The organism is Streptomyces collinus Tu 365, from assembly GCF_000444875.1.
GTDB classification, from domain to species: Bacteria; Actinomycetota; Actinomycetes; order Streptomycetales; family Streptomycetaceae; genus Streptomyces; species Streptomyces collinus_A.
The window spans coordinates 8,061,971-8,087,912 of the sequence record NC_021985.1; the positions used below are offsets into that span (position 1 = coordinate 8,061,971).

Here is a 25,942-nt window from a genome sequence, read left to right on the forward strand (position 1 = left end):
CTCCGTCAAATATTATTGAAGCGTCACTGGTTGATGATGAAAATGCCTGCTCGGGGGCCGGTCTCCGGTGGCGGGAACGCGTCGAAGGAGTGAAAATCGGGGGAGAGGTGGGCGGCGCGGCGCGGCGCGCACTGTTCTCACGACCTCGAACGAGGCGTTTTCCCATGCTTCTCCCCACGACACGTTCTGTCGTCCTGAGGTCCTTCGGCGACTTGCGCGACCCTTCCGTCGTGGCCCACCACGGCGGCGACGGTGGTGGCGGGGGTGGTGGTTTCCGCGGAGGCTTCGGCGGCCGCCGGCCCTCCGGCCGCGACCGCGGGCGGGACTCCGACGACGACGGGCCTCGCGGCCCGCGCGGTCCCGGTCCCGACCCCGGCCCGCATCCCCCGGACCCGGGAAGGCCCCCGGATCCCGGTCCGCCGGACAGCGACGACGTCACACAGAAGCCGATCCGGGTCGTGCGCCCGGCCGACATGCTCGTCGTCGACATCACCCTGCTCAATCTGCGCCTCGACGGCCACCGCCTGGTGCCGCGGGACCCGGGTGCGGCGGCGTTCCTCCTGGCGACGCTGCCACCGCAGCATGTCGTGGAGCAGTACTTCCCGGTGGGCAGTTCCGCCCCGACCGATCCCGTCGCGGCCTTCGCGTCGGGTCCGACGACGCTGGCCTTCTCGGCGCCGACCGACCCCGAGGGTCTGGACCTGTCGCTGGAGGCGTTGCTCGACTGGGGCCGCCGACTCGTGCCGTTGAAGGTTCCGGACGGCCTGCAGGCCCCGGACACCGCGGGGTCGGTGATCTTCCGGGGTGTCCCCGGAAGCGTCCTCGAATTCCCCACCCGGCTGCTGCTCACCTACGACGAACCGGTGGGCTGGTCGGTCCGGCCGCAGCCCCATCAGGCCGACGGACGCACCGCGCTGTGGCACGCGCGGCTGTTCGCCGCACGGGGCGGAGACGTACGGCTGCGGGCGTTCTCGGCGGTACGGGACCGCAGTCCGAACCTCGGCGACGACGGACCCCTCACCAGCCTGAACCGGGAGGACCTGGTCACCCTCACCAGCCGGGCCCGGCCCACGCCTCCGGGTGGTACGCCCACCGAGGCCCCGAACGCGCCGTTGCAGTCCGAGCAGTTCATCGTGACGCCGCTCGGCGCGTCGGCCCACCTGCACGGCGTCTGGAAAGCACCGCTCAAGGACGACGGGACCCCGCAGCCCGGGCCCTTCCCGGCCCTGGAGGCGTACGACCACATCACGGGCCTGGGACGGGACCAGTACATCCGCGTGGTCACCCGTGGCCGGCTGTGCACCGGTCACCTGGCATCGCACGTGACGGAGTTCCGGAGGGTGTTCGCCGCGAGCCAGCACGACGGGATCGTCGCCTACCTGCGGCGGGAGGACCGCATCATCGTCAAGCAGCCGGAGGTCCAGTACGACCAGGAGAAGCGCTACACGTTCGCGGGACGGGAGATGCCCTTCAGCAGCCTGCGCATCACCGACCGTGTCACACCGCTGATCAAGCAGCCGGACGTGCGGTCGGATCCGGGCGACAGGACGACGCCGATCAGGGACCACACCGCCTTCTGGGTGCAACTCGCTGCCGATGGCAAGGACTTCCTGTTCACCGTGATCGGTACGGACTGCGAGAACAGACAGGTCGGCTTCCAGATGCCACTGGTGTTCGTGCCCGACGGGCAACTCCTGACGCGGGCGCCGGACAACTCGCTGCAGCCGTGCGACACCGAGACGCTGTTGGGGAGTCTCTACCTGAAGGACCCGGACCGCAGGACCTGCGAGCTGCGCGGCCAGGTGATGGCCATGGCGCAACCACCGGGTGGTGCTCCCGGCAGCACCAGTCACGCGGTCGGCAGGCTGACCTTCGGCCTCGGAACCTTCGTACGCGCCACGGACGTGCAGCAGGACTCCGGCCGCTGCGTGGTCGGCATGCCCTACGTGCAGCGGGCGCAGGTACGCGTCGAAGCCGTCGAGCAGTTCACCGGGAAGACCGGTGACGTGGGGGTCGTGCCCAACGAGACCTATCTCGAGCAGGGCATGGCCGCGCACCCGGCCGGCGCCTACCTCACTCTCCAGCAACCGGTCACGCTCGCGATCGGGGCGGAGAAGGCCGGCGGGCTCGCCGGCCCGAAGACCGTGCTCGAACTGATCACCGCGCAGGCGGGGGTCATCCCGGACGCCTTCAAACGGGACCCGACGACCAAGGCCGTCGTCGCCGCGCTCGACCTGGACGCCATGAAGAAGGCGTTCGCCGGAGCGAACCTGCTCGGCATGATCCCCCTCGACCGGTTCCTGCGGGACATCCCGGCGGACCACCACGGCACTCTGCAGCAGCTGGACGACAAGCAGATCGACGACATCCTGGGAGACGTCAAGGGGGTGCTGCCCGCACCGGTGCTCCGGGTCCGTGACCTGGCGGACGGCCCTGGCAAGGAACTGCGCTACGTGTGGAAGACCACGCTGGGCGGAGTCGACGGGTCGAACGAAGCCGAGCAGAAGGGGCCGTCGCCGTTCCCCGTGAAGCTGAACGACGCCACCCTGACCCTGGACGCCCGTACCGTCCGCTCACCGGACGCCGTCGACCAAGCCACCGTGCGGGGCAGCCTGACCGACTTCGCGCTGGACTTCTTCGAGATCGCCGAGGTGCACATCGACGAGCTGAAGTTCGCCTCCGGCCCCGGCAAGAAGCCCGACGTCACGGCAGGCGGCGTGGAGCTGAAGTTCAGGGGCGCTCTGGAATTCGTCAACACCCTGCGCAGTGCGCTGCCCGCCGACGTCTTCGGGGCCGGTGCCTACGTGGACGTCGACGGCACAAGCATCCGGGCGGGCTACAAGTTCGCCGTCCCGGCCCTCGAGATCGGCGTCTTCACCCTGTCGAACGTCTCGCTCGCCGCCGAGCTGACCATCCCCTTCGACGGTCCCGTCTCGTTCCGCTTCTCCGTCGCCGAACCGGAACACCCCTTCAGAGTCACCGTGTCCCTGCTCGGGGGCGGCGGCTTCTTCTCCCTGCGGGTCGACACACGCGGTGTGCAGGAGATCGACGCCGCCATAGAGTTCGGCGGCGCCGCGGCGCTCGATATCGGGGTCGCGCGCGGCGGGGTCTCGATCATGGCGGGCATCCGCTTCACCCTGCAGAAAGGGGCACAGGACCGGATCGTCTTCTCCGGACATCTGCGCTGCAGTGGCTTCCTGTGCGTGCTCGGCATCGTGACGGTGTCCGTCGAGTTCAACCTCGAACTCACCTACGTGAAGCAAGGACGCCAGTCGGTGGTCACCGGCAGGGGAACGCTCACGGTCAGCGTACGGATCGCCTTTTTCAGCAAGTCCGTGTCGCTCGATCTCGAACGGAGCTTCTCCGGCGCCCCGTGCGACCCGTCCTTCGCCGACTGCGTTCCGCTGGAACCGCACTGGCGCGACTTCTGCAAGGCGTACGCCCCCCAGCCCCACGGGTGAGGTCCATGTCCAGGTCTTTCGAACAGCACATCAATTGGACGGTCCTCCCGGCCGGGCTCTCGGACGACGGCTCCCGGGTGCGGGTGCGGGTGTTCGTCGCCCCCCGGCTGCAGCCCCCCGACAACGGGAAGGCGACGCTGGCCCGCTTCCCCGACTTCCTCGACTGGCCGGGGAAGGTCACGGCGGCCACCTTCGAGTTCGCCACCACGCTCAGCGAGGTGCCGCCGCCCGCACCCGTCGCCTTCACCGGTCAGCTCCGGCCGCAGGGCCCGGCTCCGGACACGCATCTGTGGCAGAGCATCTTCCAGGCCGGCACCCAGCTGGAGAGGTTCCCCGACGACCCGACCCCGCCGGCACTGCGCAGCTACTCGACGCAGGGGGTCAGCGGGTACACCAGGGACGTCTATGCAAGGGCGGCCAAGGACTCGCCCGAGGCACCACCCGTGACCACGGAGGTGCTGCGGGACTGCAGCGCCGCCGTGAAGAAGGACCCGCGGAGCCGTCTGGAAGAGGCTCCAGCAGGAGGGAACGGGAACGGATTCGTGCCCGCGGAACTGCAGGACCTGATGGAGTTCCACAAGCCCTCGAAAGCCGCCCCGTCCACGGGCGACGGGACGCCGGCCGGAGCGCAGACACTGGCCGACGGACAACCACCGGCCGGTGGACCGCCGCAGGCCGGGCAGGAGAAGCCTCCGCCACCGCCGGCCCCACCTCCCACCGACTTCCATACGATGCTCACGTCACTCGGTGACCATCCCGAACTGCTGCAGCACCTCGGACTGGTGCTGACCTTCGAACTGACCGGGCTCCCCGAGTCCTCGGGCGAGCGGCTGCTGACCGTCCTTCCCCATTGGGACTCGGCGCTGGGCTCCGACTCGTACGACGTCGCCTGCCTCACCCGCTACTTCTTCGGCGACGACCCCTTTCACCCGGACCCGGCCGTACCCGTCCGCCGCATCTTCGTCCCCGCGGCGGCGCAGGCGCCGGGCACGGGTGGCCCGCTCGCCGAGCCGTCCCGCGGGCTCGTCCCGCTCGCCGGGCAGTTCACCGTCGAGGAGGCGGACATCGACGGCGCCGCGCTCAAGATGCTGGATGTCCCCGAGAACGCCACAGGACTGTCCCCGGTGCGGACGCAGGGGATCTCGCTGATCCAGGACGCGCGCGCGGCGCGACTCGGTACGGAGTTCCGCCAGGCGGCCGGACTCCACGCGGCCTTCAGAGGCGTGGTCCAGCAGCAGAGGGAGCAGACGTCGGCGCAGGACCCGCAGAGCCCGCAGGACCCTCAGGGTCCACAGGCCCCCCAGAGCCCCCACAGCGCTCAAAGTCCCCAGGACCCGGACGACCACGGATCCCCGGCGGCCCCGCCCGTCCTCACCGCTCAGGACCTGATCCGCGGACACCGGATGGACATCTGGGACGAGCAGCGCAATGCCTGGTTCTCGCTGCACGCACGCGAGGTGGAGTACCGGCAGGCCCGCGGCGGACCGGTCCTGCTGAGGGCCTCCGACGAAGGCTTCTTCCAGGCCCATTTGGCTTCATCGCCGAGCGATCCGGCGCTCCACGTACCCGAGACGCTGGCCGTCTGGCGCGGCTGGTCCCTGTCCGCGCCCTTCCCGGGCCTGGTGCTGGACACCGACGTCGGGGACCCCGACGCTCACAGGGCCCCCAACCCCCCGGTACCACTTACCAACGAGGCGCCGCCAGGACTGCCGTTGGAGATCACGGTCAAGCCGGCGGACGCCTCCCTGCCGACCCTGCGCTACGGCCACCGGTACCGAGTACGGCTGCGCACCGTCGATCTGACGGGCCACGGGCTCGACCTCGCGCAGGCCGATGCCCTGATGCACCTGCCCGGCGTCGCGGTCCCCGATCCGCCGCTGCTCTTCCGGCGGTTCGAGGCCGTACCGGGCCCGGCGGTGGTACCGAGACTGCAGCCGGCCGAGGGCGCCTCCACCTTCCGGATGGTGATCCGCAGCAGCCCCGGGGACCAGCCGCCACCGGCTGCCGCGCCCGGCCCCGCGGCATCCCTCCCCCGAGTGTCGCTGGCCAATGTCCGGCCCAGACTGACGAACGACGACGTCGTCGTCGTCCAGAAGGCACTCATGGCCCTGGGCCACGACCTCCCGCACGGCGCGGACGGCAAGTTCTTCGACCACACGACGGCCGCCTACGCCGAGGAGCAACGGGACCAGGGCTTCTTCGGGGCCGACGCCGACGGCACACCCGGCTGCCTCACCCTGACCGAGCTGGGTCTGAAGTGCGGTTTCACCGTCGACTGCGGACCCGGATCGCGCGGGGGTCCGATGCCCGGCGGCACGGCGGAGCAGTACGCCGCGCAGTTCAACAGGACCGGGCTGGTCACCGAGCGGGGCCACGCTCCCTACCAGGGTGTCGACGAACGCCACGTGGTGGCGCCGAAGACATCGCTGCGGTGCGTGGAGTGGCACGGACTGCTGGACGAAGCCATCGGCTCCACCGACCACGCCGTACAGAACGCGGTCTACGCACTGGCCGTACGCGAGAAGGACTCCCTGGACGACCCCGGCCCGGGCGTACAGCTGAAGCCCGTCCCCTCACCGGCGGCGGACCCCGAGCATCCGGCGGTGACCGCCCTGCACACGGGGGAACAGGTCGAGATGCGAGGCCTTCCCGACCCGCTGGCCCGTGGGGCCGTCCTGTTCGGCCTGCCGGGGGTGCCCGCCGGGCAGCCCTTCCCCGTCCCCTGGGACGGCGACGTCTGGCACCGTCCCAAGTCCTTCCGGCTCAGGCTCGCCGAAGGAACCGCGCCGCCCCGCTTCGACGCGGCGTCCCGGGTGCTGACCGTGTCGCTGCCCCAGGGCGCCACGGCCACCGTCCGCGTGAGCTCCGGCATCGACTTCGACGCCGACCTCATGGGCATGGCGTCATGGTGCACGGCGCCCCCGGAGCCGAAACCCGGACTCGCGGCACCGCCGGAGGAGGTGACCGAGGCGGGGAGAACGGCCGAGCGGCAGAAGGCCGAGCGCGCGCTTGAACTCGCCGCGGCCGGCCGCCACTGGATGTTCACGCCCTGGCACGAGCTGACCCTCGTCCACGCCGTGCAAAAGCCCCTGCGGACCCCCGTGCTGAACCTGTTCCCGCCGTCTCCGAAGAACCCGCGCGCCGAAGGGGCGACGGCGGAGCACCTCGCCGGCACCATCGCACTGGACGAGAACAGCACGGGCCGCGTCGATCTGGTCGCCGACTGGACCGAGGTGACGGACGAGGGCCCCGACGGCCGCGTCACCCAGCACATGACCGCGCCGGTGTTCGGACTGCTGACGGCGCGGGCCGTCCGGACCGGCACGCCCGGCGAGAAGCCCGCCGTCCTCCAGGACGGCGTCCTGACCTTCAGCACCGAGGCGGCCGAGGCGGAGGCCGCGGCGGGCTCGACGCCACTTATCGGGAAGCACGAGTTCGGCGACACCAAACACCGCGTGGTGCGCTACCGCCCGCTGGCCGGCAGCCGGTTCGGCGACTGCTTCCCGCCGGAATTCGCCGAGCCCGGCGCGGGCGAACTGACCGTGCGCGGCGCCGTGAGCACCCACTCGGTGCCCAGCAGCGCGCAGCCCACGGCACCGCGCGTCCTGTACTGCGTCCCCACGCTCTCCCTGGAGGAGGACCACGGGAAGCCCGGCGCCATCGTCCGGCGACGGCGCGGTGGAGGCATCCGCGTGTACCTGGGCCGTCCCTGGTACTCCTCCGGAGACGGCGAACTGCTCGGCGTGGTCCTGGGCGAGCCGCCCGGCGGCGATCCGGCATCCGCGCAGGACGCCTGGGTCACCCTGATGGGCCGGGACCCCCTCCACCGCTCCGCGCCCGTCGTGGCCCCGGCCCCTGAGGTGTTCACCAACACGGTCGGGGCGCCCGAGCCGCTCACCCTGAAGACGCCCAACGGACCGCTGCCCGTGACGGTCGTGGGGTTCACCCCGCAGTTCGACAGGGACGAGAAGGACGGCCGCTGGTTCTGCGACCTCGAACTGGACACCGGCGACACCTGTATGCCCTTCGTCCGGCTCGCCCTGGTCCGGTACCAGCCCGACTCGATCCCCGGACACGAGGCCTCACCGGTCGTCCTCGCCGACCTCGTCCGCACCCTGCCCGACCGCGAACTGACGGTCCTCCCCGGCCGGTCGCTCTCGGTCGCCCTCACCGGCCCCTCCTGGGACCCGACCGGTTCCCGGCCTCCGCAGATCACGGCCGCGTTGCAGCGCCGGCACGAGGCCGTCGGCGACGCGGATCTCGGCTGGGTGACGCTGGACGACACCGTCACCCCCCTCGTGTCGGTGGAGGCGGAGTCGACCGACAGACCGACCTACAGGGGCCGGATCGCGGTACCGCCCGCGCCGGGCGGGGCACCTCTGCGGCTGCTGGTCATGGAGACCGAGGGCGTCCCGCCCGACGGCCCCGCCCCGGCCACGCCCCCGGGACCGGTGATCTACTGCGACACCGTCGACCTCCCGCCCGTGCACGACGACCACGACGAGCCCGACGACCACGAGAACGACGACCGGCACGACCGCCGCGGCGACGGCGACGACCGACGCGGGCGCCACGGCGGCGGCTTCCACCACTGAGTCGACATTCCCTCGACGCGCACATCACCCCGTACATGCCGCAGCAGGAACAGGAGGAAATCGTCATGTCCGACGAAACACTGCAGGACACGCTGCCCAGTTCGCAGACCGACGCCGCCGACCGCTTCGAGGCTGCACCCGACCCCGACGGGACGCTGATCCCCATACCGAGGGAAGCGCCGGCCGGGACCCCCGTCCGGGACGACGCCACGATCAACGTCAGCCCGCGCCAGAACAGCGGCTACTACGTGACCATCTACAACGGACCACCCGAAAGCTCCTCGGAGATGGAGGAGTTCGTCGGGGAACTGCTCCAGGAAGCGTCACTCAAGCGGATCGCGCAGATGTTCGCGGAGACCGCGGCCGGTGGGGTCCTCGAATTCCTGGAGGGGCCCGTCGGCGTCGCCGTGTCGCTGCTCAACTCCAAGCCCACGATGAACGAGCAGTTCATCCGCACCAAACTGGACGACGGGACACCGGTCACCTACGCCGTGCTGTCGCCGGGACACTGAGCCGCGGACCCACCCCGGTGGGGGCCGCCGTGCGCCGTGTGCGCCGAGCGGGGTGACGGCTCGAGCTGCCGCCCCGCTCCGAGGGAGCGGTACCCGTGACCGCTCAGGCGCAGCCCCAGGCCGACATCCCCTGGATGGCCGCCAAGCGTCTGGCCACGGCGATCTGCTCCCTGCGCGTGGCCCCGTCGGCCCGGCTCGCCTACTTCAGGCCGCCGGCCGCCCCCAGCTTGACCGCGGGCCCCCGACGCCGGGCCAGTCACTGATCTCGGCTGCGGGCCTGCCACGTGACGGCGCACCTTCAGTCTTGCGGGCGACCGCGTTCGGCATCGACCTGTCGCCCGAGACGGTTGCGGTTGCCCGTCGCAGGCATCCGGGCTCGCGATTCGACGAAGGGTCAATGACCGACCGAAATTTGGCGGATGGCAGTCTTGGCGGCATCATCGCCTGACGTCCAGGTGTTGGGCGAGTGTGGTGGCGCGCCATCCGGCGCGTGCCAGGTCGGCCAGCAACCAGGATGCTTCGGCTTAGTCGGTCAGGGGGATGACGTCACATCGGCGCACCATCGAGGAGCAGACCGTGTGGTCCAGCATCGTCGCCGTGCTCGGCACCCTCGCCGGTGCCGCTCTTGCGGGCTACGCGCAGCGTGCGACAGACCGGCGGGCCCGTGACGCGGCAAACCGTCAGGAGGTGACGCGCGCAGTCGCGGATCTGCTAGAGGCAGTGGTCCGGCACCGGGAGGTGCACTGGCTGACCGTGGCCGCTCGGCGAGTGGGCGACGCCGAGACGAGCGAAGAGCGCTCCCGGCTGGCCTCAACGCGCAGCGCGGCAACCGTCGCACGGGACCGGCTAGGGCTCCTGGTACTCACGGATCCAGCGCTACTGGCTGCTGCTGAGACAGCCTGGAGGACGGCGATCAGACTTCCCGACATCGCCTTGGGCCCGGCAGCCGACGGGCGGTTCCGACCCGACGTCGAAACCGCCCTTGAGGCCGCCCGGGACCGTTCCCGGAGTGCGCATACGGCACTGCGGATCGCAGGGGCGGCGTACATCGACAGCGGTCACTGATCCTCTGGCCAGTAGCCTCTCCACGGAGCGAGAAGCGGCCACGCCCGCCAGTAACCGAAGGTGGCACGGTCCACTCCCAGGCTGTCTCGACCCGGGGACCTGCAGCATCTTCTGCGTCCGACGGGGTCCAACGGCCTGGATTCGACGGGCAGGGCGGACCCTCACGCACGGTTTCAACCACTTCCTGTTCGCCGAGACCACCGATGGCACCCCCGCCTCCACGGCCGGGAAGAAGGCCGCCGCCGAGAAGGCGACGGCGAGCAAGTCGGCGGCCGAGGCGGCGGGTGGCAAGAAGGCGACCACGGCCAAGACGGCGGCGAAGAGGACGGCGTCCCGGAAGCGGTCAGCGTGAACGGCGGTCGAAGGGGTCCAGCGTCAACGATTCGTGGGCGCTGAGCAGTCGGCATTCGCCGGTCGTGCGGTGCACCGAGATATTGGTGGGTCCGTAGAGGAAGTACGTGTCGTCCCTGGTGGCGACGTATTTCGCCCCCTGGAAGGCGAAGTAGAAGAACTCGCCCTTCTCCGCCCGGTATCCGTCCTCCTCGAACAGGGCGAGCTCGCACTCCGACTCAGCGCTTTTCTCCCGGAGGAAATCCTTGGCCAGCTGTTCCGCTTGCTGCATCGTGTACATCAGTTGGTCCTCATCAATTTGAACGTCTTGTAGAGCATGGGGTCGACGAATCCCGTCTGCACGTCGACGAAAAGTACCCGACCCTGGTGGTTTACGATGTGGAACACATGACCGGGGTCGTCTGTCCAGGGGCGTGCCGCGACTATACCGCGCGCACCGTCACCGGAGTTCCGGATATGGTCGACCATTTCCCAGAAACCCTTGCGCTCGAAGCTGCCTCCGTACACGTGCTCCAGTCGGTCGAGTTGCTGAATTTTGATGTCTCCCGGCACGGGGTTTATTCCCTCGCCGCGAAGATAGCGCTCGAATGCGTCGACGGTGTAGGTGCAGTTCGTCATCCCTCCCTCGGGATTGAACTGCTTCGCCAGGTCTGCGAGATTCGGCGTCTCGTACGGCTTCGGCGGAATCGGTGACTTCTGGGGCGCGAGCCCGAGGGGATCGCAGAGGACCGAGGGGCGGTCCACGTACCCGACGGGGTTGGCCGCCGGAGCCAGGCCGAGCGGGTCCTGGCTGACGTACTGGCCCACCTCGGGATCGTAGTACCGGAGGTAGTTGTAGTTCAGACCCGTCTCGGAGTCGCAATACTGCCCCGGGAAACGGAGCGGAGTGTAGGCGTGACTCCGCACCGACCAGGACAGCTTTCCCCAGTTCGTGGCCTGCGACCGCCAGGCGATCTCACCGGACTCGTCGACCAGTTCGCAGGGAGACCCCGAGAGATCGGACACGATGGCGAAGAAGCGGGCGTCGATCTCCTCCTGCGAGGCCGTGGCCCTCGTCCCGCGCTCGCTCTGCGCCACCGCCTCCGCGCCGTGGAGGTGCCACGTCACGGTCACCGCGTCGCCCGAGTCCCCCCAGCTGGTCGTCTGCTCGCACAGCGAGACACCGTCCCAGGCGAAGTCGACCTGCTCCAGCACGTCGACGCCGTTCTCGGCCATGCGCTGCTTGCCGACGCGCCTGCCCAGCGCGTCGTACCGGTACCGCCACACCGTTCCGTCGGGAGTGACGACCTGGGTGAGCCGGTCCTCCGCGTCCCAGCTGTAGCGCCAGGTGTCCGGCTTGCGGGACAGCCGGGTCTTCTGGCGGAGTACCACCCGTCCCGCGGCGTCGTGCTCGTAGCGGATCCGGCCGGCGCGCACCAGGTCGGCGCCCCGGTAGGCGCGGTCGCCGCACCCGTCGTCCCCGAACTGGCGCCCGGGCCAGTCGGCCGAGAGCTGGTTGCCGAGCGCGTCGTAGGAGTAGGACTCCGCCCATCCCGCCCCGCTGACCCGGGTGGTCCTTCCCGCCGGGTCCAGCTCGTACCGCCGCACGCCGTTCAGCTGGTCCTGGACCTGGAGGAGACTGCCGTCCGCGCGGTACTCGTACGTCCTCGACTGGATACGCCCGCGCGCGTGGTCCACCGCCTGGGAGATCAGCCGGTTCATCGCGTCGAACGACCGGGAGACGCTCAGGGACTCACCGAACCGGCGGCCCACCTCCCGGCCGACCCGGTCGTACTCCAGCGCGATGACACGACCGTCGGCCGTGAGCCGGAAGGGCCTCCCCGTGGAGTCGTACTCCCACGTGCTCACGGCGCCCGACGGCGTCGTGCGGGCAGTGGGCCTCCCGGACTCGTCGTAGCGGTACGCCACTTCACGGTCGCCGATCCTCTCGGAGACCAGCCGCCCATGCCGGTCGCGCAGGAGGGTCAGGTCGGTGTGGGCGTTGGCGGCCTGCGCGATCTGGTCGGTGAAGTCGTAGGAGTACGTCGTCACCTCCCCGTCGACGGTCTTGCGAACGACCTGCCCCAGTTCGTTGTGCTCGAAGGAGACGACCTGCCCGAGCGCGTTCGTTCGCGACACCAACTCGCCGTCCGCGTTGTAGGCGTAGCGGCTGACCCGGCCGCCGAAGTCGGTCTCCGTGACCAGCCGTCCGACCGCGTCGTACGCGTACGTCCACGCCGGCCCCTGGGGGTTGGTCACCCGGGTCAGGCGGAGCTCCTTGTCGTACTCGAACTCGTAGCGGGAACCGTCGGGCTCGATGCGCGCGGTGAGCAGGTCGAACCCGGAGTACTCGAAACGGGTCACGCCGCCGATCGTGTCCGTGTGGGTGAGGCAGTTGCCCTCACCGTCGTAGGTCCACGTCTCCTCGGTCCCGTCCGGGTTCCGCCGGCGAGTGATCCTGCCCTCGACGGACCACTCCATCTCACCGGTCGCGCCCACGGGGTCCGTGATCGACACGACGCGGCCGAGCGCGTCCCGCTCGTACCGCATGACGTTGCCCGCGTGATCACGTACCTCGACGGGCAGGCCGGCCGCGTCGCAGCGTATCTCGGTCACCCGGCCGTACTCGTCGCTCAGCGAGGTCAGGCGCCCGTACTCGTCGTACTCGAAAGAGGTCCTGCCGCCCGCGGAATCGGCGACCGACGTCCGGTTCCCGCGGTCGTCGAACTCCTGCCGGACGGTGCTTCCGTCCGGGCGCACCACACGGGTGAGCAGCCCGCGGGCGTCGTAGGAGAACGTCGTGCGCCGGCCGTCCGGGCGGACGGTCTCCGCCACGTTCCCCAGGTCGTCGTAGCGGTAGGACGTCGTACGGCCGACCGCGTCCGTCTCGGACAGCAGACGGTTGAACCGGTCGTGCGTGAAGCGGCGGGTGTGCCCCGCCGGATCCACGATGGCGACGATCTGGTGCAGGTCGTTGACGAAGTACTGGCGTACCGCGCCCTGCCCGTTGACCGCCGTCGTGGTCCGCAGCCCGGTCTCCGGGTCGCGTTCGCCGTAGGACAGCCGGAGGCTCATGTGCCCTTCGGTGCTGCCCTGCGCGACGCACCGGTCCGCGTCGTCGTACGCGTACTCGTACGCGTGCCCGTTGGTGTCCGTCCACGACGTCACCCGGCGCGCCTCGTCGTAACCGAACCGCAGGGGCCGCCCGGAGGAATTCACGACCTCGGTGAGATTCCCCTGCGTGTACCCGTACCGGACCAGCCGGAGGTCGGATCCGCCCTCGCCGCCGCCGGCCAGGTGCAGGCCGGTGACCAGCCCGTCGGCACTGTCGATCCGCAGGCGGTAGCCACCGCTGTGGACGATGGCCGAGGGGACCCCCGCCTCGTCGTACTCGAAGCCGATCCAGTTGCCGTTGCCGTCGTCGATCTGTACCAGCTCGGCCAGTGCCTCGTTCCGCTCGGCGAAGTGCCACACCCGCCGGGCCTGCGGATCGGTGACCGTGTAGCCGTCGGCCTCGCGGCTCAGGGGCCAGCGCGGGCCGTGCGCCGGCATGACGGGCAGGCCCGGCGCCGGGTGCGGGTAGGAGAGCCGCATCCCGTCCTCGTGGACGAAGGCGATGCCGGCCGGGGTGATGTCCAGCCGCTGGTCGACCGTGCTCGCCCACGAAGGACCGAACCGGCGCCCGTGCGTGCAGCCCGACTCCACCCGGCGCTTGAAGGCGAACTGCAGGGAACCGGGCAGCGTCACGTCGGTCTGGGCGAGGTACATCTTGCCCGTGGCCAGGTTGATCGGGTCCGTGCCCCCCGACTCGACGTCCCCCGGACCCTGGCTCTCGGCCGCCCCCGGGGTCTCGGCGGCGGCACCGTCCGCTGCCGCGGTCTCCGCACCTTCGGCCGCGAGTGCTCCGTCCTCGGCCACCTCCGCGGCTCCGGCCCCGTCCGAGGCCACGGCCAGCGCGGCCTGGGGGAGCAGTTCACCGCCGAACTGGAACGGGTCCGACTTGAGCGAGTTCCAGGCCGACTGCAGGGCACGGTCGGGATGCGTGGCCATGGAGACCACGCCGCCGAGCAGCTCCACCTTGTTCTGCAGGAAGGCGGCCGGGTGCGTGAGGTTGTACGGATCCATCGGGTCGAGGCTGCGGGCGAAGTTCACGATGCCCGCCGTGCCCTTGACGGCGCCGGCGAGGAAATGCGCCGCGTCGACGCTCTGGGATGCCATGAAGTCCATCCCGTCCAGCTTCAGCTGCCCGCCGATCGACGGCTCCTTGGGAGCGTGCTGGAGCGCGGCCCGTAGTTTGGTCCCGGTCTCGCCGGCGATACTGTCCCGCTGCCGCCGGGCCGCGTCGAGGATCTCCTGCGCCTCCTGCATCGCGTGCTCGCCGGGATCCTTCTCGGAAGGCCGCGGCCCCGGGTCGTCATGGCCCAGCTCCGCCTTGAGCCGGTACGCCTCCACCTGCTCGCGGTGCGCGTCGGAGGCGGACTTGCCCTGCTTGTAGCGGCGGATGGCCTCCCTGGCCTGCCCCTGCGCCCATTCGATGGTGTCGGCGAAGCCGTTCAGTGCCCCGGCCGCCTCCTGGCAGGCCGCCGCGGACTGCAGCCACTTGGCCGGATGCAGGGCGAACTTCTCCCGGAAGGTGTCCGCCGCCCGGCCCTTCCAGCCGCCCGAGTCCACGGCCTTCATGCCCACGCCGACCTCCTCGAAGGCGGTCGCGAACACGAGCAGGTGCTTGGCCTTGTCACGGATCGTGGACGGCTTGCCGTGGATCAGATCGGACGGCTCGACGTCCGGTCCCAGCTGCCGCTCGGCAACGTGCGCACCGAGATACGAGGCGACCCGGTCTCCGCCGTGCCGTACCTTCTGGGCCACGCCGTGCGCGCCGACCTCGTCGAACATGTCGCCGGTGAGGTCGGCTCCCTCGTCGACAAGATGCCCCGTCTCACGCTTGGCGTGGTCGAAGAGGTTCTTGCCCCCGCTCAGCAACTCGCCGCCGTACTTCCAGACCGACATCAGCCCTGCCCCTCCTGCTTCAGGCCGAGCTCCTTGTTCACCGCGGCGTTGTACTCGTCCTGGTCGACGCCGAGCACGGTCGGTACGCTCTCCATGCCGGGCAGCGTCTCGGTGGTCACCACGTCACGTGCCATTCCCTTGAGAACCTGTTCCGAGGCCGAGGCGCCGTCGCGGAAGGACTTCTCGCTGTAGTCCGGATGCAGCCACGCGGGCGTGGCCAGCTGCCGCCGGCTCTGGCTCTCGATCTGCTGCTCGGAGGCGTACGGGTTGCCTTCCAGGGAGTTCAGCCCGACCTTGAAGGAGTTCTTGACGAGCTGGTCCGTCTGGTACATGGTCCCCGCCGACAGCCCGACCGCCTCCGCGAACGCGTTGCCCTCGTCGACCAGGGCCCGCACCCCCCATTGCCAGCGCTCGCAGAACGAGTGGAAGTCGGCCCCGACGGACTCGTCGCCGATCGTCATGCCGTCCATCTCCAGGTCGTCGAAGCCGCGCCCCACGCCCGACCAGCCCACCTTGTCGGTGAAGCCGAGCTTGCCCAGCTCGCCCAGGGCCTTGTTGATCCCGTCGGCGATCATCGCCAGCCCGACGACCCGCAGGTCAGGAGCCCCGCCCGGAACTCCGCCGAAACCTTCCTGCCCCTCGCCGGCACCGCCGCCTGCCGCGGGCATCGCCCCCATCACCGTTCCTCCTGCCTGCCCGGCCCAGCGGCGCCGGGCGACGAATCAAGGGGGCCCGGCGATGCAGCGGCGCCGGGCGACGAATCAAACGAGCCGGGCGAGGCCGCCGGGCCGGGGCCGCCGGGCCGGTCCACCGCGACCTCCTCCGGCACCACGCCCACCACCGGTGGCAGCACCAACCCCCGTGCACCGTCGGCCGCGTTCACCAGCACCCCGCAGGGCATCCCGGACTCGGCCACCGTGGGCACGGCCGCATCGAGCAACGCCGCACCCCACACGCCGCGGTACGGCCACTGCCGATCCCCTTCTCCACGGGCCACCGCGAACCGCGCCAGCGCGGCCTCCCCGGTGAACGCGAGAATCCACCGCACCCCGCCCATGTCCACCGTCAGCGGAGCGACCTCGCCGCCCTGCCCGTCGGGCGCTCCGACCGGCACCAGCACCTGCGACCGCCGGAACTCACCCAACTGGGCCGGGAACTGCCGCCGTCGCGCCCGTGCGGCTTCCTGTTCGCGAGGGGACCCGTCCGGTGACGCGGCAGGCGCCGGTCCATCCGCGTGCTTTGCCGGAGCGACGCCTGTCCGTGCCCCGCCCGGAGCCTCCGCGCCCTCGTCGCCGTCCGGCGGTTCGGGGGCGGCCCCGGCTCCCGCCCTCCCGGTGCCCGGGCCCATACGTTCGGCGTCCGGGCTCTTACGCCCGGTGTCGAACACCGTCTGATCGGCGATGTCCGTCAGCCGCGACCGCGGCGGCCCCGGCACACCTGCGCTCGCTCCAGCCGGGCCGCCGCTCCCCGTGTCCCCTGCGTCGTTCACCATCAAGTCCCCGTAGCAGGACGGCCGTTGCGACCGACCCAGCGATCAAACTTCGGCAGCTTCGCACACGGGAATCACTTGTCGCAACGCGGTACGGCCAAGCGCGGGCAAAGGAATCGCTTACGGGCTGTCCCTACGGTCGGCCGTTCGCCTATCACCGTCCTCACCACCATGCTCCTGACCGGAGCCGTCACGGCCGGCCAGCACCCCCCGGCCACCTGGTGCGCCTCCTGGCCCTCCTCGCGGCCGTGCTGGGCGCTCTCACCGCCACCGTCGCCCTCGCCGCGGCTCGCCCCCCACCGCCACCTCCCGCACCACCCTCGACCTCCTGCTGCGCCTGGTGCCCTGGTACACCCCGCACAGCTGAGCACGTCTTCCTGGTCTCAGCTCTTCGGTGCGCATGGTGCTGTCTTGTTCACGCGGTGGTGGGTCCGGGTCACTACGCTGAGCGTCTTCACGCCTCGGGAGGTTCGGTTGGTACGGCGGAGCACGCTCGGGCGGGACTTCCGGCAGTTGTGGGGTGCCTACGCGGTCAGCGCGGCGGGCAGCGCCGTCGGCATGGGGGCATTGCCGTTGGTTGCCCTCCTGGTGCTGGACTCCTCTGCGTTCCAGGTCTCTCTGCTCGCCGCGTTGTCTGCCGTGGCCAGTGCAGTGATCGCTCTGCCGCTCGGTGTGGCCATCGAGCACCGGTACAAGCGGCCGGTCATGGTCACCGCTGACCTGGCCCGCTGCGTTCTGCTGGCGAGTGTTCCGGTCGCCCTGGCTTTCGGCGTGCTCACCTACGCCCAGTTGTGCGTCGTAGGCGTTCTCCAGACGGCGGCGTCTGTGGCGTTCGAAGCGGCGAGTGGCGCGCATCTGAAGACACTTGTCCTGCCTGAGCACCGCCTTCGTGCCAACAGCTTGTTCGAGACGACCAACTGGATCAGCGTCAGTGCCGGGCCGCCCGTGGGCGGGCTTCTCATCGGGGCATGGGGCACGGCCGCCACGATGGTGGTCGACGCGCTGTCCTTCCTCGGATCGGCCCTGGGTATCCGTCGTATCCGGCAGCCCGAACCCGAGCCCCTGGCCCACGCCGCCATCTGTCACCTGGGCCGCGACATCGCTGCCGGGTGGCAGTACCTCCTGCGGCACCCAGGACTTCGGCCGCTGTTCTTCAACGCGCTGCTCTTCGGTGGATCCATCATGATGACGTCACCACTGATGGCCGTCCTCATGCTGAATGACCTTGGCCTGGCACCGTGGCAGTACGGACTTGTCCTGGGGCTGCCGTGCCTGGGCGGCGTGCTGGGCTCACGCTTGGCTCCGCTGCTCACTCAGCGAGTCGGACGGCGCCGCATTCTGTTGCTGTCCGGTGTTACGCGGACGCTCTGGACGATCCTGCTGCCACTGACGCCCTCCGGTGCCCTCGGCGTGTGCGTCATCGTGGCCGCCGACTTCGGCCTGCTCTTCTCCGCCGGGGTCTTCAATCCGTCGTTCACCACGTATCGCATGGCGGCCACACCGGACGCTTTCATGTCCCGCGTCGGAACATCGTGGTCCGTCGGCTCGAAGACGTGCCAGGCCGCCTTCATGATCGCTGGCGGCCTCATCGCCGCCCGGGTCGGCGTCCGCGGCGCCCTGCTCATCGCTGGGCTGTTGTGTATGGCGAGCGCGTTGCTCCTGCCATGGCGGAGGGAACGCACCTCCACGGGGAATGTTCCGGCGCCCACGACGGAAGCGGCTCCGTCGCCAGCCACGGACAGTCCCTCCGCGTAGCGGCTTCGTCGATTGCAGTCATGCGGCTCTGCCGGGGTGGGAGAGTGGTGCTCAGGGGCTGCGTCCGGGCCAATGGCCTTTTGATGGCGTTGCACCGTCAGCGCCGAGGTGATCAGTCTCGTTGGGCCTCGCGGGAGGCTGGCTGTCCTGCCCTGTGCAGCATCCCCGTTCGCGGTAGGGCGTTGAGGCGTGGCGGCGTGACGGATGTCAGGGAACCGAAGTTTCCGCCTCTCTTCGACCGAACCACAGAGCGATCTGTGTGCGTGAGCGAAGACCGACCTTGTCGCGCACCCTGTCCAGGTGCGTGGCGACCGTATGCGCCGAAAGTCCAAGTTCGCCTGCGATCTGCCGGTTGGTCAGCCCCTTCGCGACGAGTTCGACCACCATGGACTCCCTGGCGGTCAGCCGCCACCGCTCGTCCTCGGCCCCCGTGGTCTGCGGCCCCCGCCGGACCTGCTCACCGCTGCCTGTCCGCAGGGCGTAGGCGACGAGCCGGTCCCCGCGCAGCTTGCGAGCGCCGACGACCGCGGCCTCCCGCGCCGCCGTCGTCAGGCGAGTCCGGGCGCCGGCCGCCGCCTGCTCGATCCTGCGCCGCCAGGGCGCCTCGGGCTCGGTGTCCAGCAGGCGTCGCGCCTGCGCGCTCGCCTCGCACAACCGCAGGGCGCGCTGCATGTCGCCGCTCTCTGCGGCCACCAATGCCAGGCCCTCTACGGGGTACAGCGCGTGGAAGCTCCCCCCGGGGGCGATGCGCAGCACTTCGGTGAAGAGGGCCTCGGCGCTCTCCAACTGCCCCAGAGCCAGCCGTACGGCGCCCGCGGTGTGCAGCGCGGCTGCGGCCCGGGGCCAGGGCGCCTGCTCCCTGAGCACCGGAAGGCAATCCGCCATCAGCTCGTCGGCTTCGCCCTCCCGTCCCGCTTGGAGCAGTGCCCAGGCCAGGTGCTGGGTGCACCACGCGACGTCCTCGGGCGAGCCGAGCGGGACGACGACGTCCACGCACGCGCGCAGATCCGTGACGGCCTCGGTGAACGCGCCGCGACACAGCCACGCCGCGGCCCTGGCGTCGAGTGCGTTGGCGAGCCCGGCGGGCACGTGACGCCGCCGCTCCAGGTGCACCGCCCGCTGGCCCAGGGACAGCGCTCGGTGCGGGTCGGCCTGCTGGGCGGCCACGCGTGCGGCGAGCGCGGCCACCTCACCGCCCAGTGCCCGGCCGCCGGGCTCTCGCAGCAGTCCGCTCAGCAGCGCGCCCGCGGCTGACGGTCGCTCCTGCTGGTAGTGCACCCGGGCCAGCTCCAGGGCCAGCCGTACCCGCGTGGTCTCGTCCTGGCCGGTGATGTGGGCCGGCACCGAGGCGAGGTTGTCCCGTTCCGCCGTCAGCGGGCTGTTCGCCTGGTCGGCGAACACATCCCCACGATCACGCCCGGCCACCTCCTGGAGCCACCCGAGCGCGCTGCGCAGGGTGGGGCCCAACTCGCCGGATGCGCGCAGACGTTCCATGGCGTAGGCGCGGGTGACACCGAGCTGCCGGAAGCGGGTGGGCGCCGCGTCCCCCGGCAGCCGTACGATCAGTGACTTCGCCTCGAGCGCGCACAGGAGGGGCAGGACCTCTCGCGGTCCGACGCCGCCGCCGGCGCACACCGAGCGTGCCGCGGCCAGATCGAACCCTCCGCCGAGGACCGCGAGGCGCCGGAAGACGGCCTGTTCCGCCGGATCCAGCAGCCGGTGGCTCCAGTCGACGGTGGTGGCGAGCCCGCTGTGCCGCGGGGGCCCGGTCCTGCTGCCACCGGTCAGGAGATCCAGCTGGGACGCCTGGCCGTCCAGGCCGGCGAGGATGTCGCCCGGCGCGAGGGCGCCGATGTGACCGGCCGCGAGTTCCACGGCGAGCGTCAGGCCGTCCAGCCGTCGGCAGATCTCCGCGACCAGCGGGCCGTTGGTCCGGTCGAGCGTGAACCCCGGCGAGCGGTGCGCCGCGCGTTCCACGAACAGCCGCACCGCGTCCGCCCGCAGCAGGGCCGTCACGTCGTCCCCGGCGTCAGCCGGCGGCAGGGACAGCTCGCCGACCCGGAACACGGTCTCTCCGGGCACCCGCAGTGCCTCACGGCTCGTGGCCAGGATCCGCAGCCGGGGGCAGCGGCCCAGCAGGGTCACGACCAGCCGGGCGCACGGCTCGGCGAGATGCTCGCAGTTGTCCAGAAGCAGCAGCCGGGAGGCATCACCGATGGCACGGACCAGGACGTCGACCCCCGTACGGCCCGCCCGTTCGCCCACGCCCAGCGCGGCGGCCACGAACTGCGTCAGAGTCGCGCCGTCCCGCAGCGCGTCGAGCTCCACCAGGTCGAGCCGGGCGTACCGGCTGGACATGTTTCTGGCGAACTCCAGCGCCAGCCGCGTCTTGCCCACACCGCCCGCCCCTGTCAGCGTGAGCAGCCGTGTGCTCCTGAGCAGCGCGCGCAGGCCCGACAACTCCTGCCGCCGGCCCACGAAGGAGTCGAGCGCCGGCGGCAGGGCGCGGCCACGGGTTGCTGCGGTCGCCGCAGCGGGTGCTGTGGTGGGGGCCGCGACCGACGCGGCGCCCTGGGTCCGGAAGGCGTCCCGCGCTGCCGTCCGCCACCGGAGAGCCCGCTGCCGACAGGCGTTGGAACAGTAGCGAGCCGGCCGGCCGCCCTGCGGCCTCGTGATCAGCGTCGTACCGCATACCTCGCACGTTCGACTCCGGCTCATCCCCGATTCCTGGCCGTGCGTTCTCGTGCCGAAACCATGCGTGGCGAGTGGGCGGTGCGCGCGGCGGCCGGGCTCGGCCGCCGCGCCCTGATCGACCGTCAGGGTGTGGCGGTGGGGTCGATCCCGAGTACGACGGTCCCGGTCACGCCCTTGCTCAGGTCGCTGCCCGTCTGGGTGAGGGCCAACAAGGTGGCCGAACCGCCGTTGCGGTAGATGCCGTCCCTCGCGTTGAGCGTGCGCGTGGCCGTGTTGTTCCGGTAGGGCGACAGGGCGGCGACCCTGGTGTTGTACGTCTCCGGGAAGTAGAGCTGGCCGGTGTGGGAGACATGGCCTCCGTGATAGGTCCCGTTGGAGACGGTGCCGCCGGCGTGCGTCTTGACGTGGATGTGGAGGGCCCGGCCGACGTACCAACCCGGGTAGACGGTGGTGAATTCCGCGACCCCGGACGCGTCGGTCAGCTGCACACCGCGCAGGAAGGTCGTGTCCGGGGTGGATCCGCCTGCGACGTAGCCGGAGTAGATCCCCAGCGCGTCACAGTGCCAGATGTCGACGGCCGTGTTGGGCAGCGTGGCGCACGTGGTGCTGTCTATGACCGTGACGCGCAGGGTCAGCGGAACGCCGGCCTTGCCCTCGGTGATGTCCTTGCGGACCCGCTCCAGGTCCAGGTAGTAGGGGCCCTCGGTCTGCTCGGGCGTGAGGACGCACGCCGCGGCGAGCGGGGGAGTGGACCGGTTCGCGCTCAGGGGCGCCGCGGCCGCGCTCTGCGTGGCGGCGAGTCCCACTGCGGCCAAGCCGAGCGCGGCGCCGCCGAGGGCGGCGATGACGGACCTGCGGCTGGTGCCGGGCGCCTCGCCCGGCTCGGGAGCGCGCTGCGGGTCCGCGGCGTTGGGGTAGGGGGTGTCAGTCATGCAGCGACCATGGCGCGCACGACGTTCCACCGGATCGCTCGGACGAGCGACGAGATCGGACGCGTTACGAAACTCGTGCGGGTGCCCGCCGGCCCCGGTGCCGCGACCGGAACTGCGTCGTGGCACCGGAGCCGACCCGCCGGTGGGCGGGGCGTCCCGCCTGCCTCCCCTCGTGAGACAGCACCTGGCTGCACGGCGAGCCGGTGTTTCTGGAACTGCCGACGACCTGTTGCCTTTAGGGGCGGGCCGGGTCCCGAAGGTTCTGGTTCGTTTTGTGAGTCGTTTTTGAGTGTTGACCGGCCTTTCGGTGTCTGGTGTTTTTCGTGTCGGGTACGGGTGGGGTTGCTGGGTCCGGCCGTGCATGCAGTTTCGTTTTCTTGTGTTTCTTCGGGTGGGTGGTGGTGGAATTCGAACTCGGTCCGCGCCTATTTCGTGAACCGTGCGGGTCGGGTGTCGAGGGTTGGGGTGGCTGGGGTTGGTGATGGTTGTTTGTGGGGGCAAAGATACTGGTGGGGGGCTATTTGGGGGTGGGGGTGTGTTCGGTTTTCTGGTTTGTTTTCTCGTGTTTATGGTGGTGGTGCCTTCGAACGGGTGGATTATTTAAAGCCGTGGTGAGGGTTTGTGCGCCTGGTGGGTGCGCCGGTCTGCGCTATCTTCTGTCGTTATAGCTTTGTGCGCTCGCTGGTTTCGGTGACGTTTTCCGGGTGGGGGCTGTACGTTCTTTGTGTGCTGAGGGCGTATTCCAGCCGGCGGTTGTTGCCGTTTGAGGGGGAACGTATATGACGAGCCACGCGACCGGAGTCGACCTCGAAAGTCTTTGCCGGCGGGCGTTGGAGGCGACCGGCACCGGCGCGCGGTGGACGGTGGATGCGGGTGAGGTGTGGTGCCGGCTCACCCCTGCGTGCGGGATGCGGCTGCGGCAGGGCTGGAAGCTGCATGTGTCGGCGACGTCCGTGTCCGCACCGCAGGTCCTTGTCAGGGCTTTGGACGTGCTGCTGGGGGAGGAGTCGGGATTCAAGTTCGTGCGCTCGCTCGAGCAGGTGAGTGCGCTGAATTCCCGGGCGACGCCGCGGGGGAGTGCGGGGAAGTTCATCACCGTCTATCCGCCCTCGGACGAGGCGGCGGCGCGGGTGGCGCTCGCACTGCACCGGGCGACGGCAGGTTTGGCCGGTCCGCGGATCCTGTCCGATCAGCCGTATGCGCCGCAGAGTCTGGTGCATTACCGCTACGGCGCGTTCGTTGGCCGGCGGCGGGTGTCGGAGCAGGGGCTGCTGGTGTGGTTCATCGAGGACCCCGACGGCAACCCGGTGGAGGACAAACGCACCGGGCAGTACTGTCCGCCGCCGTGGGCCGTCAGTCCGTTCCCGGCGTCGGTGCCGGCCCCGCCCCGCCGGACCGAGCCACCGAGTGGGCCGGTTTTGTTGGGGGGCCGGTTCGCGGTGCGGGAAGCGATCCGGCACACCAACAAGGGCGGTGTCTACCGCGGTACGGACGTCACCACGTCCGCCCCGGTGGTGATCAAGGAGGCGCGGCCGCACGTCGAGGGCGATATGGCCGGCTCCGATGTGCGTGACTGGCTGCGGGCCGAGGCCCGGATCCTGGAGAAACTCAAGCACACCGGGCTGGCGCCCGAGCCGCTCGCGGTGTTCGAGATCGGCGGGCATGTGTTCCTCGCCCAGGAGGAGGTGCCGGGTGTGCCTTTGCGGACCTGGGTCGCGGAGCGGTTCCGGGACGTCGGCGCCGCACGTTACCGGGTGGAGGCGCTCGCCCAGGTCGAACGGCTGGTGGACCTGGTTGCGGCGGCGCATGCCTGCGGCTGCGTGCTCAGGGACTTCACCCCCGGCAACGTCATGGTCCGCCCCGACGGCGAACTGCGCCTGATCGACCTGGAACTCGCCGTGCTGACCGACGAGGTCATGCTCCCGACCCGTGTCGGCACCCCCGGGTTCAGCGCCCCCGAACGCCTCAAGGACGCCGCGGTCTGTCCGACGGCCGACTACTACAGTCTCGGCGCCACCGTGTGTTTCGTTCTCGCCGGCAAGGTGCCCCAGCTGCTGCCCGAGGAGCCCGACACCACTGCGGCCGAGGAGCGGTTGGAGCAGTGGCTGGCCGCCTGCGCCCCCAGGCTCCGCCTGCCCGGCGGCCTGCAGGACATGATCCTCAACCTGATGAAGGACGATCCCGGCGCACGCTGGGACCCCGACCGAGCACGCGAAGCACTCCACCGCGCCCTGCCCCCGGCCGGGGCCATCCTGCCCCCACTCGGGACCGAAACTCTGCCCAGGGACGGCGAGGGCGGCACGGGCCTGCCGGGACACGAGAGCGGCCAGCCCGGGCAAAGGACCACCCTGCCCTCACCCGGGACGGAAACCCTGCACGGGGGCGGCACGGGACTGCCTGGATTCGGGACCAAAGCCCTGCCCCAAGACGGCGTGGACCTGCCCTCACCCGGGACGAGAACCCCGCCAGAGGACGGCGCGGATCCGGCGCGGCGCGGGAGCGGCCTGCCCGGGGGCGTGGTCGCCCTGCCCGTGGACAGCGCGGAGGGGAAGCCAGGCGGTACGGGCTTGTCCCGGCAGGGCGGGAGCCTGTCGCATCCGAGGTATCCCGCCTCCGCCCCCGTGCCCGTATCCGCTTCTGCTGCTGTTCCCGTTGGTGGGGTGGCGTCGGTGGCCGGGTCGGACACGGTGGTCGAGGCCGCGGCCGCCGGGATGGTGGAGCATCTCCTCGACACGATGGCCCCGGAGGGCGGGGTGCGGTTGTGGCCGGTGTCGACGTTGGCGGGGGAGACGGGTCCGTGCACGGTGCAGCAGGGCGCGGCAGGTGTACTGGCGGTTTTGACCCGGTGTTTCGAGCTCACCGGCGACCCGCGTCTGCCGGAGGTGATCTCGACCGCGGGTCGTTGGATCGCCGCCCGTACGGACACCCGCGCCATTCGTCCGGGTCTGCATTTCGGCGGCCGGGGGACCGCGTGGGCGTTGTACGAGGCGGGCCGTGCGGTGGCCGAGCGGCGGTTGACGGACCATGCGCTGGCGTTGGCTCTGGCTGCGGTGGAGCCGACTGCCAGTCATGACATCACCCATGGCACCGCGGGCAGTGGTCTGGCCGCCGCCCACCTGTGGCAGCGCACCGGTGATGAGCGGCTGGCCGAACTGGTCACCGCCGCCGCGGACCGGCTGGCCGCCGCGGCTCAGGCCGAGCCGTCGGGGGTGAGCTGGCCGGTTCCGGCGGAGGCGGTGTCGCAGGAGGCCGGCAAACGCTACCTGGGTTTCGCGCACGGCTCGGCCGGCATCGGCAGCTTCCTCCTGGCGGCCGCGGACGTCTCAGAGCGGCCGGAGCATCTGGAGCTGGCTGTTGCCGCGGGGGAGCACCTGGTGGCTCACGCGGTGAGGGTCGGTGAAGCAGTGCAGTGGCCGGCCCAGGCCACGGACCCGCCCACCGCGCCGTACTGGTGTCACGGCTCGGCCGGTATCGGCTCGTTCCTGATCCGGCTGTGGCAGCGCACCGGCGACGGCCGGTACGCCGATCTGGCCCGCGGCGCCGCACACGCCGTCATGGAACGCGCCTCACGCGCCGCCGTCGCCCAGTGCCACGGACTGGCGGGCAACGGTGACTTCCTCCTCGATATGGCCGAGGCCACCGGCGAGTCCGCCTACCACGCGATGGCCGAGGAACTGGCCCGTCTCCTGGTCTGTGAACGGGCCCGCCGCACCACCCACGTCGTCTTCCCCAACGAGTACGGGGAGATCTCCACGAGCTGGAGCGACGGCGCCGCGGGAATCCTGGCGTTCCTGCTCAGGACCCGCCACCACGACTCCCGGCACTGGATGGTCCAGCAGCCGGGCTGAGCGACAGGGCCCCCTGTCGCCATCGCACGAAGAAGGAGAATGTCATGGAGAACCAGACCCTCGAGCTGCTGGCCCACCTGCACGCCCTTCCGGAGACCGACCCGGTCGACTTCGACGGAGCCTCGTACTCCGGGACGTGCGCCTGCGTCGGCCTGCTGACGCTGCTCAACACCGTCTGCGTGGGCATCAGCTGCGCCTAGCCGAGAACCTCCGGCCGGCGGCAGCCCCCGACAGGGGGAGCCGCCGGCCGGAGC

The 25,942-nt window shown here is 70.7% G+C and carries 13 protein-coding genes and 1 pseudogene; 7 read left to right on the plus strand and 7 right to left on the minus strand.

Annotation, left to right across the window (positions count from 1 at the left end; genetic code table 11):
- The first annotated feature begins 212 nt into the window (after positions 1-212).
- From B446_RS39930 to B446_RS34560, 3 genes are all read left to right on the plus strand, one after another.
- A complete protein-coding gene (locus B446_RS39930; RefSeq protein ID WP_193384420.1) occupies positions 213-3,461 on the plus strand; it encodes a hypothetical protein in 3,249 nt (1,082 codons plus the stop codon).
- Positions 3,462-3,466: 5 nt separating this feature from the next.
- Positions 3,467-8,056, plus strand: coding sequence for a peptidoglycan-binding domain-containing protein (locus tag B446_RS39385; RefSeq protein ID WP_020937492.1), 4,590 nt, complete (start codon positions 3,467-3,469; stop codon positions 8,054-8,056).
- Positions 8,057-8,121: 65 nt separating this feature from the next.
- Positions 8,122-8,568, plus strand: coding sequence for a hypothetical protein (locus tag B446_RS34560; protein WP_020937491.1), 447 nt, complete (start codon positions 8,122-8,124; stop codon positions 8,566-8,568).
- A gap of 103 nt (positions 8,569-8,671) precedes the next feature.
- Here B446_RS34560 and B446_RS40595 read toward each other — a convergent pair.
- A pseudogene (locus B446_RS40595) lies at positions 8,672-8,788 on the minus strand (transglycosylase family protein); the annotation flags it as partial.
- Positions 8,789-9,144: 356 nt separating this feature from the next.
- Here B446_RS40595 and B446_RS34565 point away from each other — a divergent pair.
- On the plus strand, positions 9,145-9,633 hold the full coding sequence (locus tag B446_RS34565; RefSeq protein WP_020937490.1) for a hypothetical protein: 489 nt from the start codon (positions 9,145-9,147) through the stop codon (positions 9,631-9,633).
- 343 nt (positions 9,634-9,976) lie between these two features.
- On the opposite strand, the gene B446_RS34570 is transcribed toward B446_RS34565, so the two are convergent.
- The 4 genes from B446_RS34570 to B446_RS41015 are packed head-to-tail and all read right to left on the minus strand — an operon-like array spanning position 9,977 to position 16,462.
- Positions 9,977-10,264 (minus strand): hypothetical protein, encoded by a 288-nt coding sequence (locus tag B446_RS34570; protein ID WP_020937489.1) that lies wholly within the window; start codon positions 10,262-10,264, stop codon positions 9,977-9,979.
- Positions 10,264-14,970, minus strand: a complete 4,707-nt coding sequence (locus B446_RS34575; RefSeq protein ID WP_020937488.1) for a putative T7SS-secreted protein — start codon at positions 14,968-14,970, stop codon at positions 10,264-10,266. The genes B446_RS34570 and B446_RS34575 overlap by 1 nt, the downstream gene beginning before the upstream one ends.
- Positions 14,970-15,647, minus strand: a complete 678-nt coding sequence (locus B446_RS34580) for a hypothetical protein (RefSeq protein WP_020937487.1) — start codon at positions 15,645-15,647, stop codon at positions 14,970-14,972. Before B446_RS34580 ends, B446_RS34575 begins: the two co-directional genes overlap by 1 nt.
- A complete protein-coding gene (locus B446_RS41015) occupies positions 15,647-16,462 on the minus strand; it encodes an SseB family protein (protein WP_337587801.1) in 816 nt (271 codons plus the stop codon). The genes B446_RS34580 and B446_RS41015 overlap by 1 nt, the downstream gene beginning before the upstream one ends.
- Positions 16,463-16,933: 471 nt before the next feature.
- Between B446_RS41015 and B446_RS34590 the strand changes: the two genes are divergently transcribed.
- On the plus strand, positions 16,934-18,214 hold the full coding sequence (locus B446_RS34590; protein WP_043477090.1) for an MFS transporter: 1,281 nt from the start codon (positions 16,934-16,936) through the stop codon (positions 18,212-18,214).
- A 207-nt stretch (positions 18,215-18,421) separates the two neighbouring features.
- Here B446_RS34590 and B446_RS34595 read toward each other — a convergent pair whose 3' ends face one another.
- Entirely contained in the window at positions 18,422-20,932 is a 2,511-nt protein-coding gene (locus tag B446_RS34595) for an ATP-binding protein (protein WP_063632786.1), read from the minus strand.
- Between the two features lie 98 nt (positions 20,933-21,030).
- Positions 21,031-21,840 (minus strand): intradiol ring-cleavage dioxygenase, encoded by an 810-nt coding sequence (locus B446_RS34600; protein ID WP_020937483.1) that lies wholly within the window; start codon positions 21,838-21,840, stop codon positions 21,031-21,033.
- Positions 21,841-22,619: 779 nt separating this feature from the next.
- Here B446_RS34600 and lanL point away from each other — a divergent pair.
- Positions 22,620-25,688 carry a class IV lanthionine synthetase LanL gene (gene lanL / locus B446_RS37720; protein WP_020937482.1) on the plus strand — a complete coding sequence of 1,023 codons (3,069 nt, stop codon included), beginning with the start codon at positions 22,620-22,622 and terminating at the stop codon, positions 25,686-25,688.
- Between the two features lie 44 nt (positions 25,689-25,732).
- A complete protein-coding gene (locus tag B446_RS39830) occupies positions 25,733-25,888 on the plus strand; it encodes a VenA family class IV lanthipeptide (RefSeq protein ID WP_166662914.1) in 156 nt (51 codons plus the stop codon).
- Positions 25,889-25,942 lie beyond the last annotated feature (54 nt).